The organism is Eudoraea algarum (genome assembly GCF_050589645.1).
Lineage (GTDB): Bacteria > Bacteroidota > Bacteroidia > Flavobacteriales > Flavobacteriaceae > JBNGOQ01.
This window is the reverse complement of the sequence record NZ_JBNGOQ010000002.1, coordinates 928,106-944,176: the sequence shown is the minus strand read 5'-3', so window position 1 is coordinate 944,176 and position 16,071 is coordinate 928,106. Positions and strand designations below refer to the sequence as shown.

The window sequence follows — 16,071 nt, the reverse complement described above, 5'->3', positions numbered from 1 at the left end:
CCTCAGTAAAATTCATAGATTGTTCGTTCTATAAGGGGAAGTACAGATTTTAATAGTCCGTCGGAAATAGCGACCTCTTTTAGATGCTTCAACTGATTCAGATTATGCACATCCGAGGCTACAAAGTCAATTAAACCCTCATTTACGAGTTTCAAGGCCGTTTTTCTGACATCCCTTCCATAGAATTCGCTTAGGGACAACAAGTTGAGTTGGAACTGAATCCCTTGTTTCTTATATTCCCTGTAGCTTTTCATATGGTTGTGCAAATACATATAGCGTTCGGGATGGGCAAAGATGGGAAAATAGCGCTTCGCGGCTATTTGCTGTACGGCGTCGTTAAAGTTAAGCGAAGGTTGCAAATACGACATCTCTATCAATAGGTAATTTCTTCGCAGGGGCATTACCTCGTCATTTTCAAGGATATTTTCAAAATTCGCGTCGATCATATGTTCCGCAGAAGCCTCAATTGAAACATCCGTAAGATCGTTTTTTAAAAGTTCGTTCTTTAATTCGTGGAGTGAATTGACTATGGTTGTTGGGGTGTTGTCATAGAAATTGTGCATGATATGGGGCGTTGCCACGAATCTGTGGATTCCCAATTCTGAAAATCCCTGGATAAGGGAAAGGGAATCGGCCACCGTCTTGGCCCCATCATCAATACCGGGCAGTATATGGTTGTGAATATCCACAAAGTTTTCCAGATAATCGGCGAGGAACCTTTTCTTAGTAAAAATATGGAACATGCATTGCTAATTTCAAACGTAAAATATTAGTATCGAATTTAGTCTTTTTATTGCTTTAAGCAGTGCAAAGATCGTTCCATTTGATTCTATCACCGTTTTTTATGCCTTATTCTAGGTTCTTAAAGATTACTAATGGTAAAGACGAAAATAGCCCAGGGGAGCTAATTTAAAGAACATACATTTAAAAAGTAGTCTTTTTCTTATTATATTTAGTGTTATTCATTACAATAGTTAAAATAATCGATATACCTTTCTGTGATGTTGTTGAGTATTGTTATTCCCGTTCACAATGCAGCTTCTTATCTAAGAAGGTGCTTGGATTCCGTTATTCATCAGACGTATGCCCATATTGAGGTCATCATTATAGATGATTTTTCCACGGACGATTCGTTCCGTATAATTCAAGAATATGAGCAAAAGGATAGTCGAGTCAGATCATTTCAAAATAGCCGGAACTATCGGGTTGGGTACACGCGCAATAAGGGCCTTAACGCAGCTTCAGGAGAATATGTATGGTTCATTGATGCCGACGATTGGGTGCCGTTGGAGGCGATTTCCGATTTGGTCGGTTGTTTGAAGAAATCTTCCGAAAAGGTAGATTTGCTTGTTTTTGGACATACAGAACATTATGGAAGGGACAATAACGAGTTAAGTAAACGCATGCGACTTCCCCAGAATTTGGACATAGGCGAAAGTGCCCTCGCTAATTTTCTGAATCTGACAAAGGGATTTTTCACCTATCCTTTTCTCTACCTGTATTCAAGAGAACTCCTTTTGAAGCATGATATTCTATTTCCCGAAAACGTATATTATGAAGATATTCTTTTTGTGGCCAAAGCAGTTCACTATGCGAAAAATATTAAAGCCTTCCCTAAATCGCTATATTATTATAATTGCGAGAAGCATGACTCCATTACGCAAATGTATTCCAAAGAAAAGATAGTAAACATGATATCCGTATATGATAAATTGTATGAATTTTTAGAGCATCATAACCTCATTGAAAAGTATAATGACCAGTTTTTAATGCGTTTTATTTTGCACGGTCTTGGAACCTGCTTTCAGATTTATCAGTACCTAAATGAAGAAGATAAAAAAGATGATGAGCTCAGGCAACTGTTACAATCCTATTTGGTTTCGGATATACTGTCTGCGCGGAATATTGTTCATATCTTGGGTCTGATCGAGACAATTGATGATAAAGACAGGGTAGCAAAACAATATCACAGGTTAAAACTCGATGTTCTGTATCATTCAAAATCAAATTGGGTACATTCTTAATCAAGACCGGTATCGCGGACTTTGATTATCGCATACAATACATCAATGCGCTCGCTTTGATAGTATCGATATTACCATAAAAACGAACATCAGCTGAACATACCGGATTATAGGTATTCCAGGTTTTAATAAGAAATAGCAAAGATATACACGGCGTCATTTAATGTAGAAGGACCATTTTATCTACTAAAAAGCTGCATGGGAATTATTTAAAATACGCTATTCCCATACAGCAAATCACTTAGACATTAATAAGGAGGTTGGCAACAGGTACTACAGAACACGTTGGGCCAGGAACCGAGATAAACTTCCTGGGCACATCCGGTAGAGCAGGTACTGGAGATAGAGCAGCTACCGGCAGGTCCTCCCGCTCCTACGATGGTCTTCAATTCGTTGCGTTGAAGCAACTCATCAACCTTCAATTCCAAATTTTTAAAACTTAACTTTTTCATGATATAGAAACTTTAAAATTATATTTGCCTTGAACAATTTAGGACACTCAAGGTTTATGTCCATTCTTCGCGAAAGAATATTGTTCGGGGCCCAAAGTTTTTATTTTGGGCCTTTTTATCCCAGGATTTCCTTTAGGTCGGCAGCTCCATAAAATTCAATGGGCAGTTCATATCCGTTTACAAACAGGGTAGGGGTGTAGCTTATTTTTTCCTTCCGGCACCAGGCGCTCATGGCTCGTATTTTTGAGTCTTGCTGTGCCAACTCCCCATTTAGCGGATATTTATTTGCGAAAGCCTTATAGTCTTTTTTTGGAGCCATGTACCAACTATCCAAGGCCTCCTGCGTTTTATTTTCATCGCCTTGATCGGCTATTGCCAACAAATGCCTTACGGGCTTTGCCGTATGATCATCGCCGTTCGTTGTAGCGGTAAATAGAATTTGCAGGTTAATTTTGCCCTTCTTTACCAGTTCTTCCAGAATGGGATGTGTAGCTGCGCAAGGTCCGCAATAGGGATTACACACTTTGATGACGTTGTACTCCGCTGAATTATTTGTCACCAAAATTCCCAGTCCTTCCGTACTTGTTTCTATTTTTCTTGAAGCAGCAAGCAAATGCGATAGCACTTCTACGTTATTCTTGATTTTTTTAAATCCCCTTTTATACTGCGTGGCCCCCCGGGCCTTGTCCAATACTGGCTTTATAAGCTTCCAGGCCAAAATGGGTAGCACCATTAGGACAACTAATGGAGGTAAGGTTTGCAGTGGAACAGGGTTTTCATAAAGACCACTAACATAGCCAACGATAATTTCCGCAATTAGGATGACCTGTACGCCCAGGCAAAATTTGCACCATTGCTTGATTACAGCACCCTGATAGTAGGCAGATAGTAAGATTATGGGCAAGGTGGCAAAGCTGAGCAGGGTCAAAGCACTTAGGGAGGCACCGGAAAATTGCTGCAACAGGACAAACAAAAACGTACCAAAAAAATAAGAAAACCCTAGTATGCTTAAACTTAGCCCTCCCTTTAAAAGCTTGGCGTGCTTAGAGTTTAGAACCGAATTGCAATTCACTTTTTTACCGCCGGAACAGAAGTTTTGCAATACGGGGTTGTATTGATCTACCTCAAACCATAATAAAGCGGTGCCCAAGGCAATCCCGCCAATTTTAAGCAAAAGATAAATCAGTATGAAAAGGGAAGCGCTAAATTCTGCCGCTTTTTCCGACGCGATAAAAGTGATTGTAGCCCATATGGCAAAAAATGCAAACAGTAGTACGGTTAAAAAATACACGAGTCTGCTCGATGCCTTTTTTTCCTCAATACCGGGTTCTCCGGCCTCTTCCGATTTATCCAAAAGCAAGCAGACCCCTGTCCATTTTTCCAGAAAACGCTCTTTGGATTCGCGTTTTGGGCTATTCGAATTGTCGAAATAGGAAATCGTGTTATCCGAACAATCCTGTACCACGTAAAAGGCCGAAGTTTTTTTTAATTGAACCTGGGCAACAAGGGGCAGGGGCAGTTCCCTTAACTTCTCGTAAGTTACCTTAACCGCCAAGTTATCAATATTATAGGTGTTTAGAACATCGGAAATGGCTAGCAAACTCGATTGATCCGCATGGGAAAGTATGGTATCCTCCAGATAGGACTTTGTATGCCTTACGTTTAGTAGGTTTAAAATTTTTCTTGTAACAAAAACCGTATGATCCATTGTTGTTCACATAGATTATTATAAAATAAAGATTACAAGGTTAGAAGGTAAGTTCCTACTAAAGATACTGAATTAAGGAAGCGCTCTTGAAAATAAGATGTTATTTAACATACCTGAACAACAACGAAGTGATTTTCTATCCAAACAAAAAAGGCGGGACAGGTATACAGGCGAACAAGGAAAAAGTGAATCATCGAAACACAAACGCAGGGCTACGCACCATTAGGGCAAACCATGTTAAGCGACACTTATTTCCCAATACAGAAATTGGCAAAAATATTTCCCAGTAGGTCATCCGTATTGATCTCGCCTGTGATTTCCCCGAAATGATGTAGCGCCTGACGAATATCGATGGCCAAAAGATCACCTGGAACGCCCTCGTCCAACCCAAACGAAACCTTTTCCACTTCCGCCAGCGCCTTTAAAAGAGCATCGTAGTGTCTGGTGTTGGTGACGATGGCCTCATTGTTCCTCAAAGCCCCTGTATTCACAAATTCTAGGAGTTTGTTTTTAAGACTTTCGACCCCTTTGCCCGTTTTGGCCGACAAAGGAAGAAAAAAGGAATCTTCTATAGCTTTGAGCCCTGATTTTAAATCAGTTTGCTGTGCTTTATTGAGTAGGTCGATCTTATTAACGACGATGAGCAGCGACTTTTGAGGATACTTGTTCTGAACCGCTTTGATCTCGGACAACTTTTCGGAAAAAGCGCCATCTATGCCTGGGATTGCCATGTCGCTGATGAGCGAAGTGGCATCCATCAAGTAAATGACCACTTGGGCCTGGGCTATTTTTTCATAGGTTTTTTGGATGCCTATACTTTCCACAACGTCCTGGGTATCCCTTATCCCTGCGGTATCGATAAATCTGAAGCCGATACCCCCTATGGTGATTTCGTCCTCAACGGTATCCCTGGTCGTCCCTGCAATCTCGGATACAATGGCCCTTTCCTCATTGAGCAAGGCGTTGAGTAGGGTAGACTTCCCGACATTGGGTTCGCCCACGATGGCTATGGGAATCCCATTTTTGATGACGTTGCCCACGGCAAAGGAATCTATAAGTCGCTTAAGCACCTCCTGGATACGTACAAGAAGGACCTTAAACTCGCCCCGGTCGGCGAATTCCACATCCTCTTCGGAAAAATCGAGCTCCAGCTCAATAAGCGAGGCAAAATTGACCAATTCATCGCGCAATCTTTTGATTTCGTTGCTGAACCCCCCGCGCATTTGCTGCATGGCTATTTGGTGGGCGGCTTCATTATCACTGGCAATGAGATCGGCGACCGCTTCGGCCTGACTCAGATCTAACTTTCCGTTCAAAAAGGCCCTAAGCGTAAACTCTCCCGCATTTGCGGTTCTACATCCCAGACGGAGAAAAAGCTGAATGATCTCTTGTTGAATATAGGGGGATCCATGACAGGAAATTTCCACAACATCCTCACCCGTGTAGGAATGGGGGCCTTTAAATACAGATACCAATACCTGGTCCAAGATACGTTCCCCATCCAAAATATGGCCCAAATGGATCGTATGACTTCGTTGCTGGCCCAAATTCTTTCCGTGGATCGATTTGAACCTTGGGGAAACGAGCCGGATCGCCTCCTTGCCCGAAACGCGTATTACCCCTATGGCTCCCGTGCCTGACGGCGTTGCCAAAGCGATTATGGTATCCTCGTGTGTCATGGGGGCAAAAATACAAATTCCTTTTGGGCTGTAACGTTTTAACAGGATTTGCTACTGATATTATAGGAACCTCATAAACAATCAAAAAATGGAAGTCATCAATCAAACCCAAACAAACAGACCCTTGCTGGTCGTTACCCATTTAAGTCAACTCTTGCACTATATCACTGGATTCGGCGGATTTATAATACCCCTGATTCTCTGGTTGTCCACCAGAAACTCGGTAGCGGATATGGATGAACACGGAAAGGCTATCATTAATTTTCAATTGAGCCTACTGCTGTATATCATACTTAGCATACCGGCCATTCTGTTATTAGGTCTTGGTATTCTAACTTTGATCGGTGCAGGGCTCCTCGGTTTTGCGCTGCCCATTGTCAATGCCGTAAAGGCCAGTAATGGGGAACCTCCCAGCTATTTCCTGACCCTGCGCTTTATTTCTTAAGGCTGAGGAGAATTTTCGGATATATGGGAAACGGATCTAATTGTTGAGCATTACGGGCATCACCAACATGGTGACGTTTTCCCCTTCGTCCAGTCCATCGGTGGGAGTAAGGATACCGGCGCGATTGGGTAAGCTCATTTCCAAGGATACCTCATCGGAATTCAGGTTGCCGAGCATTTCCACCAAAAAGCGGGAATTGAACCCTATTTGCATATCATCGCCCTGGTAGGAACAGGTTAAGCGTTCTTCCGCCTTGTTGCTGTAATCAATATCCTCGGCGGAAATATTCAATTCGGCCCCGGCTATTTTTAAACGGATCTGATGCGTGGTTTTATTGGAAAATATGGACACCCGCCTTACCGAGCTAAGAAGCTGGTTTCTTGAAATGGTCAGTTTGTTGGGGTTTTCCTTGGGGATTACTGCTTCGTAATTGGGGTATTTCCCATCAATGAGCCTACAGATCAGTTCCGTGTCCTCAAAAACAAACTTGGCGTTACTCTCGTTGTATTCTATAGTGACATCCGTTTCACTTCCGGCCAAAATGCCCTTTAATAAATTCAAGGGTTTTTTGGGCATAATAAACTCTGCCACTTCCGAGGCCTTTACATCTGCCCTTTGGTATTTTACCAGTTTATGGGCATCCGTGGCCACAAAGGTCAGGTTCTCGGGTGAAAACTGAAAGAAAACCCCGCTCATTACCGGCCGCAGATCATCGTTACCGGCTGCAAATATGGTCTTGTTTATGGCAGATGCCAAGATATCGCCCATGAGTGTGGTTGAGCTGGGATCGGACAGTTCCACGGCCTTGGGAAACTCTGCTCCATCGGCATAGGCCAGCGCATACTTCCCGTGATTGGAGCTTATCTCCACGGTATTGTTATCGGCAACCACAAAGGTGAGGGGTTGCTCAGGAAAGGTCTTTAGGGTATCCAGCAACAGTCTGGCCGGCACTGCAATCGTACCTTCATTATCCGAATCTACTTCAAGGACCGTGCTCATGGTGGTCTCCAGATCAGAAGCGGAAACCGTAAGCTTCGCCTTCTTGAGATCAAAAAGAAAATTATCAAGAATAGGCAAGGTATTGCTGTTATTAATGACCCCGCCCAAAACTTGAAGCTGTTTAAGTAAATAGTTGCTAGAAACTATAAATTTCATTGGTTGTGTAATTTTTATTCATATGTTCCCCGGTTGATCTAAAGGAAATCCAATCCATGTCCGTGGCCTAAAATGCTTTAAAATAGGGACAAGCTCATGAAAACAAAGATATTTTAAAAGTCCTTTTTAAGGAAACAAACTTATTAACACTCAGCTACTGTATTTTCGTCTCCTGAAATAATTAAAAAGAAAGCCGAAAACCAAGGTCAATGCCACGGGAAGGCCAATATTTATTAATTGCCACTTGGTTTTTTGCGCTGCTATTTTTTTCTCGTCCAACAAGGGGATGGCCACTTTTTTGGTCCTGATGTTTATAAGTCCGGTATCGTCCAGAAGATAATTCATACTGTTCACCAGAAATTCCTTGTTTCCATAGAAATTATTGGTCCATTTGTCATACCCAAGTTCCAATGGCCTGCCATTTCTGATTTGGTTTTTTATAACATCCCCGTCGGCTACGACCAACATTTTGTTCGCGGGACCTTTCTCCTGGGCACCTTTCAATTTTAAGGGCTTCACCCGGTTCGCAAATGCCGAATTAAAGGCGCCTTCGATCAATACCGCCAAGGGCTTATTACCGTCGGTATAACTCTCTTTTTGCGGTGGGATGCCAATAGTGTTCAAACTTATTTGTTTTGGGGCCGATTCTGTTTTGGATAAGGGCGAACTCCAATACAGCACCGTCTTTTTGTTGGCATTTTTTAGGGTATCCAGGCTGTTGGCAAATTGTAGCCGAAGTGCCTCCAAATTGTTATTGATGGGGTGGTCGTTCCTAGAAAACACCATGGGATGGTAGTACCAGGGCACAGGATTGTATTGGGAACTGTTGCCTTCACCCGAGGCCAGCACAATTTGCGTAAAATATAGGTCATTGACCAAAACGGGATTGATACGGACACCGTACTTAAAAAAGAAGTCGTTGAGGTTTAGATCTCTGGGAACGGCAACACCCGTACCGGTTTCGTTAAAAAGGCTGTCGAGTTCAATAGCGACCTGATCGATCAACCAAATGGATTTTCCGCCGCTGACGATGTATTGGTCCAACACATACTTTTCTTCATCGGTAAACGCTTCCGTAGGTTTGGCTATCACTGCCAGATCATAGTTTTTCAATTGATCCAAAACGCCTTGGGGATTTGTGGCCACTGAATCCAGGGTGATGGCCCCAATATTGTAATAATCACGTAGGCTAGTAAGATAATCGGCCAAATGGATATCATCCAATTCCCCGTTTCCCTTAATGATTGCAATTTGCTTCTTTTCCCTAATTTTAAGTTTGGTAAAGGCATCTGCAAAGGCGTATTCCAAATGTTGTACGGAATTGTTTACCCGTTCTTCGGCGGTGGCGCCCAGTTTATTTTTAAGCAGGGACACACGTACCGTTCGATCGTTGTGGTTTACCATGGCCCAGGGGAACAGGATTTCCTGGGACACCTTTCCGTTGTCCTCCACGGTAATGCTGGCCGGTTTAAGGCCAATGGCCTGTAGTTCAGCAACCGTGGCCTCCGTTTGTCCTTCATCTTCCAGTGGATCGATAAAGCTGAACTTTATGTTGTTGTTTTCAGCACCGAATTCCTCCAATAATTGCTTGGTCTCTTGCTTGAGTCTTTCAAATTCAGGGGGTAGTGAGCCGTTCAACAGAACATCTACAATGACCGGTGTACCAAAATCCTCAACCGATGCAAGGGCCGCTTCCGACAAGGTGTATCTTTTATCTTCCGTCAGGTCTAAACGGGTATAAAAAAAAGTGCCCAGGAGATTGATCAGGACCAAAACCACCAAAGCCTTCACAAAAGATAACACGGTCTTGGGCATTAGCTATGCTGTTTTTTAAGTTGTTCAACGGTAAGAAAAAGAAAGAACAGGCCCAGTCCCACGAAATAGATGAGGTCACGGGTGTCCAGTACCCCTCGGGATATATTCGTGAAATGCGCCTTCATTCCCAATTGTTGGATAAAAAGAAAGCTATTTCCGTCGGAAAAAAGCGTGGCCAGAGCTTCAAAACCGTAGTAGAGCAAAAAGCAGAGGACCATACCCGTGATGAACGCAACGATCTGATTTTCGGACAGGGTGGAAGCAAATAACCCAACAGCGGTATAACTACAGATAAGGAAAAGGAGGCCAAAATAGGAACCTATGACCACTCCGGTATCCAAATTGCCCACGGAAGTTCCCAACTGCGCTATACAGTATACATATAGCAAGGTGGGGACAATGGCAATACCGGCCAAAACCATGGTTCCTGCAAACTTCCCAAGTACGGTTTGCCAAATGGAAATGGGTTTGATAAATAGTAATTCCAACGTTCCCAGCTTTTTTTCTTCAGAAAAACTCTTCATGGTGATGGCCGGGATTAAGAAGAGAAAGACCCAAGGGACCAATAGAAAAAAGTTCCCAAGGTCGGCGAAACCGTAGTCAAAGATGTTGTACTGTCCTTTAAAGACCCAAAGGAAAAGTCCGTTGAGCACCAAAAACAGTCCTATGACCAAGTACCCAATGGGTGAGGCAAAGAACGCTTGTATTTCCCGCTTAAATATGGCCAACATCTTCCTTTAGTTTAAGCTTTCCCTCTTGATAACGCTCCAGGCTTCCGGTTTTTCGGCGAACAAAGGTTTGGTTCTGCTCCAGACCTGTTTAAAAAAATCGGAATTTCTATAGGCTTCCAAGTCCTTTTCCGAATCCCAATAGCTATAGGTAAAGAATACATTGGGATCGTTCATGTCCTGATACAGTTCCAAGAAAGAACATCCAGAAAAATTCCGGATGGTGTTTTTGGTTTCCTTAAAAATCTGCTCAAAACTAACGATATTTTCTTTTTTAAAGGTCAATTTTACGATACGTACCAACATTTAGATAAAATTTATGATAATGGTATCCCTGTAATCGAGTCCCAATAGGGTAGAGGCCCCGCCCACTGTATTGAGGTCACTTTTATAAATGGCCAATTCTATGTAATCCGATGAATTAAAGAGGGCCAGAAGGTCACCAGGTCCTTTGCGCTGCGTCTTTGGAAGATCAAAGTTCAGAATATCACTATAGGTATGGTGAATTTCGGTAATCCTTTTGTTACGGGCGTTCAGTTCAAATTTTCTACCATTTCTGTAAGCGTCAAAAAGGCTTTTTTGGATATTGGTTACCACATTGCCGTAATTGTCAATATAAATGACACTTCCAATGATGGTCTTTCCATTGTCCGTTATCCTGGGTGAAAATTCCTTTAATTCCTTCAACTGGTCAAAGGGTTTGCCCACCACCTCCAAGGTACCGCCCCGGGCAATGTGACAGGCTACCTGTACAAAAACGTCCAGCACCGGAAAGGAACCTTGCATGGGATTCGGAATATTGATCTCAACAATTTTTTCCGGTTTTATCTCCGACGTGATCAAACAGATCACCCCATTGTTTGCACTTAGAAAATAGTGCCCGTCAACAAAAACGGCAATATGTTGGTTCTCTGGACTGGGCTCCGAGTCAACGCCCACAATATGTATGGTACCCTCTGGAAAGGCTTTATAGGAATTTTTTAGGAGGTAAGCACATTCCTGAATGTTGAACGGGCTTATGTTATGTGAAATATCAACAATTTTTGCATCGGGCAACTCCCTGTAGATGGTCCCTTTTATAGCGCCTACAAAATGATCCTTATGTCCAAAATCAGTAGTTAGGGTAATGATTGCCATGCAGGACTGTTGATATGTTTTTATTTAGGCAAACTGATTTTTACTTAAGTTTGTTGGACAAAATTACATAAAAAAATAGCGTACGGAAATTTATATGAAAGGAACGACTTTTAAAACCCACATTCTTTGAACGAACTCATTATAGAACTTACCGAAATAAGTCCAAGAGAGTTTTTTGGACAGCAAAACGCCAATATAGATATCCTAAAAAAATACTTTCCCAAACTAAAGATCGTTGCCCGTGGAAGTAAAATAAAGGTATATGGGGATGAGCAGCTTTTGGACGAATTTGATAGACGTTTCGACATGCTTACCGCTCATTTTGCCAAGTACAACAAATTGGATGAAAATGCCATAGAACGGGTGTTGACGAGTAATGGGGAGGCAGACTACGAAGCTTCGGCGAAGAGTGGGGACGTGCTGGTCCACGGCGTAAACGGCAGATTGATAAGGGCACAGACCGCCAATCAACGGAAACTGGTAGATGCCGCCCAAAAGAACGATATGGTCTTTGCCATTGGTCCCGCAGGAACCGGAAAGACCTATACCGGGGTCGCCCTGGCCGTAAGGGCATTAAAGGAAAAACAGGTAAAACGTATCATCCTTACGCGTCCCGCAGTGGAGGCGGGAGAGAACCTAGGGTTTTTGCCCGGCGACCTAAAGGAAAAATTGGACCCCTATATGCAGCCGCTCTACGATGCCTTGCGGGATATGATCGCGGCGGAAAAGTTGGCTCATTTGATCGAAAATGGAACCATACAGATCGCTCCCATGGCCTTTATGCGCGGAAGGACCCTGGACCATGCCTTCGTCATTCTTGATGAGGCGCAAAATACCACACATGCACAAATGAAGATGTTCCTTACCCGAATGGGGAAGAACGCCAAGTTTTTGGTTACCGGCGATCCGGGGCAGATTGATTTGCCGCGTAGGGTCATCTCGGGACTTAAGGAGGCCTTGCTGATTCTCAAGGACGTGCAGGGCATAGAAATGATCTATTTGGACGACAAGGACGTTATCCGACATAAGTTGGTCAAAAAAGTGATCGATGCCTACAAGACTATCGAGCATCATAATTAATAGTTGTTTATGGGCAATACCATTATAGCCACGGACTTTAATTTCCCGGGCCAGCAAAGTGTTTATAGGGGAAAGGTGAGGGAAGTGTACCGCTTGCACAATGACATTCTGGTCATGGTCGCTACCGATCGTCTTTCGGCCTTTGACGTGGTCATGCCCAAGGGAATTCCCTATAAGGGCCAGATTTTGAACCAGATTGCAACAAAAATGATGGAAGCCACCAAAGATATCGTGCCCAATTGGTTATTGGCTACTCCAGACCCCAATGTGGCCATAGGACATGCCTGTGAGCCCTTTAAGGTAGAGATGGTCATAAGAGGCTATCTTTCGGGTCATGCGGCAAGAGAATACAAGGCGGGCAAAAGGATGCTTTGCGGAGTTGCTATGCCGGATGGTATGCAGGAAAACGATCCCTTCCCGGAACCGATTATCACCCCGGCCACCAAGGCCGAAAAGGGAGACCACGATGAGGATATCTCCAAGGAAGATATCTTGGGCCGTGGCATTGTTTCCGAAGCGGATTATGCCCAATTGGAAAAATATACCAGGGCACTGTTCCGGCGCGGTACTGAAATAGCCGCCGAAAGAGGACTTATTTTGGTGGATACCAAATATGAATTCGGGAAGACCAAAGCAGGCAAAATTGTGTTGATAGACGAGATACATACCCCAGACTCTTCCCGTTATTTTTATCAGGAAGGTTATGCAGATCGTCAGACCAAAGGACTACCACAGAAGCAGCTTTCAAAGGAGTTTGTGAGGCAATGGCTTATCTCCAACGGTTTCCAGGGATTGGAGGGACAGACGGTCCCGGAGATGACCGACGCGTATATCGAGACCGTATCGGCCAGGTATATTGAACTCTATGAGAACATCACTGGAGAGACCTTCAATAAAGCCAACATTACCAATATCCAAGAACGGATCAATGAAAATGTAAAGGCCTATTTGAACGGTATTGACCAGTAAACAGCCTACTCCAACAGGGGTTTTAGGGCAAAATCTTTTTTCTTTTTGAGCTTGGATACGATTTTCAGAAAGGCAATGGCCGTGATATAGGCATCCCCTATGGCCGTATGTCGGTCCTTTTTGGAAATGTTGAACTTATCGGCCAGCTCGTCAAGGGAATAATGTGCCTTGCGCTCCAAAAGCTTGGATTTTATCAGGCTGCGTTGGTACAGGATGGCCGTATCCAAGGTTTTGTTTTTCAACTGGGGCAAGTTATGCCGCCTTAAGGCCCTGTTGATCATCGTAATGTCGAACTGTGTATGGTGTGCCACAATGATCCGGTTGCCCAAATAAATAAGGAGTCGCTTTAATGCCTCTAATTCAGGGATTTTCTGCAGCTTACCCCGCTTTAAAATCCCATGGATTTCAGCGGTTTCCGAATTGTACCGTTCCTGCAGCAGGTAAACCTCAAAACTCTCCTTTACCAGGATGGTCTGGCCTTGTACCAACAACGCGCCAATGCACAAAATACGGTCTTCTTCAAAATCAAAACCGGTGGTTTCCGTATCCAAGACCACAAACTGTTGCCGATCCCAAATGTACTTAGGTTTTTCCTGAAACGAGGCTTCATAGGTTTTCCAGAAATTGGGCAGCTCTGGTCTCGTATTTTTTTTAAACAGACCCATTACCTCAAAATGTTTGATACCTTAAACCGGACCGAAATTACTTCCTGCAGTTCCTTAATGGTCTTAAACGTCCTTTTGAGCTTTATTTTTTCTTCCTTCGTTAGTTTGTCCAAAGCGATAAAACGACCGGAATCATTGTGCAATAGGCCCTGTATGGTTCTGAATTTCAATAGCGCTTTAGTGGCGTAGGAACAGGATAGGTAGAACTCGGCATTGTTGGGTTCCAGTTCGGCCAGTTTCTCAAATCGTTCGGCGGTATTGTTGATGCCTTTAATGGAATGCGAAAGTATCAATACCCTGGCGGCGTCGGTTAGGGGCATTAATGCCCTTCTTTTGATATCAAAAAAGTCTTTGTGGGCACCATCCTGTTCTACCAGGAATTGCCTAAAAAAACCAGTAGGGGAGGGGTTTTGCAACGCCCCGCTGGCCAAGTGCAGATAAAAAACAGGGTATTTCCCTACAGTTTCAAAAATATGTGCGGAAATTTCTTCAACCAATTCCTTGGTACCATAGGAGAGATTGTAATCAAAAAAGATGGAGGAGAGCAGCACTTCATCCGCCCCTGGATTAATGATCCAGTGGGAAATCTTGTTTTTCCATTCGGTTAGGCTTAGGCACCATTTGGGGTTAGAGGCCATCATTTCGGCAGGACAGTAGTCGTATCCGATGGTGAAAAGTCCTTTGTTCACCCTTCTGGACAACTCCAGAAAGTAGGCCGTGGTTTCAGGGAGTTTACTCTCGGGTACATCCTCAAACACCAGGGCGTTGTCCTGATCGGTGTGCAACAGTTGTTCACTTCTGCCCTGACTTCCAATGGCAAGCCATGCAAATTTTGCCGGAGGTGCTTTTTCCATTTTCCCCAAAGAGATTTTAATACATTGTTTAATGCAGGCATCGTTGAGTTCGGAAATGATTTTTGAAGTCAGCGTTATCGGAATGTTTTGTTCCAGATACCCCCTTAGCAAATCCATGATATTATTTCTGATGGGTTTTATCTGTTTGTACTTTGTACTACGCTTAATGGCCTTTATCAACACGGCGGGATTGTTTCCAAGGGCTACCATGACATCGTGTTTGGAAAGGATTCCGACGGCTTTGGTATTGGGTGTCCCGTCCTTGGTGAGACATAGATGGCTGATGTTGCTCTTCATCATGGCCATCTGCGCCTGGGTGATGGTCAGTTTTTTTGGGTAGGTGATCACCGGGGCGGTCATAATTTTGGAAGCCGGGGTGTCAATGGGGTAAGCTCCGGTAACGATTTTGTTGCGGAGATCTTTATCCGTTACCATGCCCACGGGCAGGTCACCCTGAACGACCAGTATGGATCCCACCTTCCTCTTTGTCATGGTCTCGGCAAGCATTTTTGCGGTCATCCCAGGGGAACAACTTACGAGGTTTTTGGAATATTTCACAGGCTGCAAATCCAGCAGTCTGGTGCTGGGATCTGGGCTTTCCACATTTTCCTTTTCCCCATAAAGCTTGCCCCTGTGGCTTTCTGAATACGGGTTGCGGGTATTGGAAGCAAAACTTTCGATCAAAAAATTCCCGACTTCCTTGTTTTCTTGGGCATAAGGTTTAAAAATATCGATGGGAACGGCATAAAGGATGCTCTCTTCATGGGCCTTGGCGTCCAATTTGTACTTCTCATTGGCCATCAACGGCCTAAGGCCAAAAATATCCCCTTCATCGCAAATATCCACGATTTCGTTTTTCGGTTTTTTGGTCAGGGATACGGCCCCCTTATGAATCAGATAGAAATGGTCATGGGGCGCTTCTCCCTCCGCAAAGATTGTACTGCCCCGCTCCCGATAAACGATATGTATCTGCTCTGAAAGTGTCTGTAGTTCATTTCGTTTTAACTCGTTGAAAGGAGGAAAGTTTTTGAGAAAATCGGCTACGCGTTCGGAGATGGTATTCTTCATGCTTCCAGTTTGTAGTTAAAGTTACTTGATACCACTGGCAAGGAAAAGAAAAAAGACCACAAATTGCGGTCTTTTGTTGTAGCGAGAGGGACTTGAACCCTCGGCCTCCGGGTTGTGAAATTGATATAGTCAGTGACAACAGCTAGTCATGTAAAAAGCGTCCTATAAAAGGAAAATTAATGGCACTTTTAAAAGAGACCGCAAAAAGGACGCTCACAAAAAGAAATAAACAAATTTTGAAATCGGCCACATAAAACGGCCATTTAATGAGACCTTAAAAATCGTTATCAAT

At 43.6% G+C, this 16,071-nt stretch carries 15 protein-coding genes; 4 read left to right on the top strand and 11 right to left on the bottom strand.

The window, feature by feature from the left end; all coding sequences use genetic code 11:
• Positions 1-2 precede the first annotated feature (2 nt).
• Positions 3-743 carry a tyrosine-protein phosphatase gene (locus ACRD67_RS10630; RefSeq protein WP_430967117.1) on the bottom strand — a complete coding sequence of 247 codons (741 nt, stop codon included), beginning with the start codon at positions 741-743 and terminating at the stop codon, positions 3-5.
• A gap of 258 nt (positions 744-1,001) precedes the next feature.
• Here ACRD67_RS10630 and ACRD67_RS10625 point away from each other — a divergent pair, with 258 nt between their 5' ends.
• The gene (locus ACRD67_RS10625; protein ID WP_430967116.1) at positions 1,002-2,024 is read left to right on the top strand and encodes a glycosyltransferase family 2 protein; all 1,023 of its coding nucleotides are present in this window, start codon (positions 1,002-1,004) and stop codon (positions 2,022-2,024) included.
• Positions 2,025-2,272: 248 nt separating this feature from the next.
• Here the strand turns inward: ACRD67_RS10625 and ACRD67_RS10620 are convergent, their stop codons facing one another.
• The 3 genes from ACRD67_RS10620 to mnmE form a co-directional block, all read right to left on the bottom strand.
• The gene (locus tag ACRD67_RS10620) at positions 2,273-2,476 is read right to left on the bottom strand and encodes a hypothetical protein (RefSeq protein WP_430967115.1); all 204 of its coding nucleotides are present in this window, start codon (positions 2,474-2,476) and stop codon (positions 2,273-2,275) included.
• Positions 2,477-2,591: 115 nt separating this feature from the next.
• Complete coding sequence (locus ACRD67_RS10615; RefSeq protein ID WP_430967114.1) at positions 2,592-4,184, bottom strand: cysteine peptidase family C39 domain-containing protein; 1,593 nt, start codon at positions 4,182-4,184, stop codon at positions 2,592-2,594.
• 248 nt (positions 4,185-4,432) lie between these two features.
• Complete coding sequence (mnmE, locus tag ACRD67_RS10610; protein ID WP_430967113.1) at positions 4,433-5,863, bottom strand: tRNA uridine-5-carboxymethylaminomethyl(34) synthesis GTPase MnmE; 1,431 nt, start codon at positions 5,861-5,863, stop codon at positions 4,433-4,435.
• 88 nt (positions 5,864-5,951) lie between these two features.
• Between mnmE and ACRD67_RS10605 the strand changes: the two genes are divergently transcribed.
• Positions 5,952-6,308, top strand: coding sequence for a DUF4870 domain-containing protein (locus tag ACRD67_RS10605; protein WP_430967112.1), 357 nt, complete (start codon positions 5,952-5,954; stop codon positions 6,306-6,308).
• Positions 6,309-6,344: 36 nt separating this feature from the next.
• Here the strand turns inward: ACRD67_RS10605 and dnaN are convergent, their stop codons facing one another.
• The 5 genes from dnaN to ACRD67_RS10580 form a co-directional block, all read right to left on the bottom strand.
• Positions 6,345-7,463 carry a DNA polymerase III subunit beta gene (gene dnaN, locus ACRD67_RS10600; protein WP_430967111.1) on the bottom strand — a complete coding sequence of 373 codons (1,119 nt, stop codon included), beginning with the start codon at positions 7,461-7,463 and terminating at the stop codon, positions 6,345-6,347.
• A 150-nt stretch (positions 7,464-7,613) separates the two neighbouring features.
• Positions 7,614-9,278 carry a gliding motility-associated ABC transporter substrate-binding protein GldG gene (gene gldG, locus ACRD67_RS10595; RefSeq protein ID WP_430967110.1) on the bottom strand — a complete coding sequence of 555 codons (1,665 nt, stop codon included), beginning with the start codon at positions 9,276-9,278 and terminating at the stop codon, positions 7,614-7,616.
• Entirely contained in the window at positions 9,278-10,009 is a 732-nt protein-coding gene (gene gldF / locus ACRD67_RS10590) for a gliding motility-associated ABC transporter permease subunit GldF (RefSeq protein ID WP_430967109.1), read from the bottom strand. The genes gldG and gldF overlap by 1 nt, the downstream gene beginning before the upstream one ends.
• Positions 10,010-10,015: 6 nt before the next feature.
• A complete protein-coding gene (locus ACRD67_RS10585) occupies positions 10,016-10,312 on the bottom strand; it encodes a putative quinol monooxygenase (RefSeq protein WP_430967108.1) in 297 nt (98 codons plus the stop codon).
• A complete protein-coding gene (locus tag ACRD67_RS10580; RefSeq protein ID WP_430967107.1) occupies positions 10,313-11,143 on the bottom strand; it encodes an SAM hydrolase/SAM-dependent halogenase family protein in 831 nt (276 codons plus the stop codon).
• 126 nt (positions 11,144-11,269) lie between these two features.
• On the opposite strand from ACRD67_RS10580, the gene ACRD67_RS10575 reads away from it, so the two are divergent.
• Positions 11,270-12,223, top strand: coding sequence for a PhoH family protein (locus tag ACRD67_RS10575; RefSeq protein ID WP_430967106.1), 954 nt, complete (start codon positions 11,270-11,272; stop codon positions 12,221-12,223).
• 9 nt (positions 12,224-12,232) lie between these two features.
• Entirely contained in the window at positions 12,233-13,192 is a 960-nt protein-coding gene (locus ACRD67_RS10570) for a phosphoribosylaminoimidazolesuccinocarboxamide synthase (RefSeq protein ID WP_430967105.1), read from the top strand.
• A 5-nt stretch (positions 13,193-13,197) separates the two neighbouring features.
• Here ACRD67_RS10570 and ACRD67_RS10565 read toward each other — a convergent pair whose 3' ends face one another.
• Together ACRD67_RS10565 and ACRD67_RS10560 are read right to left on the bottom strand one after the other, a co-directional pair.
• A complete protein-coding gene (locus ACRD67_RS10565) occupies positions 13,198-13,857 on the bottom strand; it encodes a 3'-5' exonuclease (protein WP_430967104.1) in 660 nt (219 codons plus the stop codon).
• A complete protein-coding gene (locus tag ACRD67_RS10560) occupies positions 13,857-15,779 on the bottom strand; it encodes a DUF294 nucleotidyltransferase-like domain-containing protein (RefSeq protein ID WP_430967103.1) in 1,923 nt (640 codons plus the stop codon). The genes ACRD67_RS10565 and ACRD67_RS10560 overlap by 1 nt, the downstream gene beginning before the upstream one ends.
• Positions 15,780-16,071 lie beyond the last annotated feature (292 nt).

Bases quoted from the DNA above. Each gene is read 5' to 3' on its own strand.
- gldF (WP_430967109.1), bottom strand. From the start codon at position 10,009: ATGTTGGCCATATTTAAGCGGGAAATACAAGCGTTCTTTGCCTCACCC.
- ACRD67_RS10630 (WP_430967117.1), bottom strand. From the start codon at position 743: ATGTTCCATATTTTTACTAAGAAAAGGTTCCTCGCCGATTATCTGGAA.
- ACRD67_RS10570 (WP_430967105.1), top strand. From the start codon at position 12,233: ATGGGCAATACCATTATAGCCACGGACTTTAATTTCCCGGGCCAGCAA.
- ACRD67_RS10620 (WP_430967115.1), bottom strand. From the start codon at position 2,476: ATGAAAAAGTTAAGTTTTAAAAATTTGGAATTGAAGGTTGATGAGTTG.
- ACRD67_RS10605 (WP_430967112.1), top strand. From the start codon at position 5,952: ATGGAAGTCATCAATCAAACCCAAACAAACAGACCCTTGCTGGTCGTT.
- gldG (WP_430967110.1), bottom strand. From the start codon at position 9,278: ATGCCCAAGACCGTGTTATCTTTTGTGAAGGCTTTGGTGGTTTTGGTC.
- ACRD67_RS10615 (WP_430967114.1), bottom strand. From the start codon at position 4,184: ATGGATCATACGGTTTTTGTTACAAGAAAAATTTTAAACCTACTAAAC.
- mnmE (WP_430967113.1), bottom strand. From the start codon at position 5,863: ATGACACACGAGGATACCATAATCGCTTTGGCAACGCCGTCAGGCACG.
- dnaN (WP_430967111.1), bottom strand. From the start codon at position 7,463: ATGAAATTTATAGTTTCTAGCAACTATTTACTTAAACAGCTTCAAGTT.
- ACRD67_RS10625 (WP_430967116.1), top strand. From the start codon at position 1,002: ATGTTGTTGAGTATTGTTATTCCCGTTCACAATGCAGCTTCTTATCTA.
- ACRD67_RS10585 (WP_430967108.1), bottom strand. From the start codon at position 10,312: ATGTTGGTACGTATCGTAAAATTGACCTTTAAAAAAGAAAATATCGTT.
- ACRD67_RS10560 (WP_430967103.1), bottom strand. From the start codon at position 15,779: ATGAAGAATACCATCTCCGAACGCGTAGCCGATTTTCTCAAAAACTTT.
- ACRD67_RS10565 (WP_430967104.1), bottom strand. From the start codon at position 13,857: ATGGGTCTGTTTAAAAAAAATACGAGACCAGAGCTGCCCAATTTCTGG.
- ACRD67_RS10580 (WP_430967107.1), bottom strand. From the start codon at position 11,143: ATGGCAATCATTACCCTAACTACTGATTTTGGACATAAGGATCATTTT.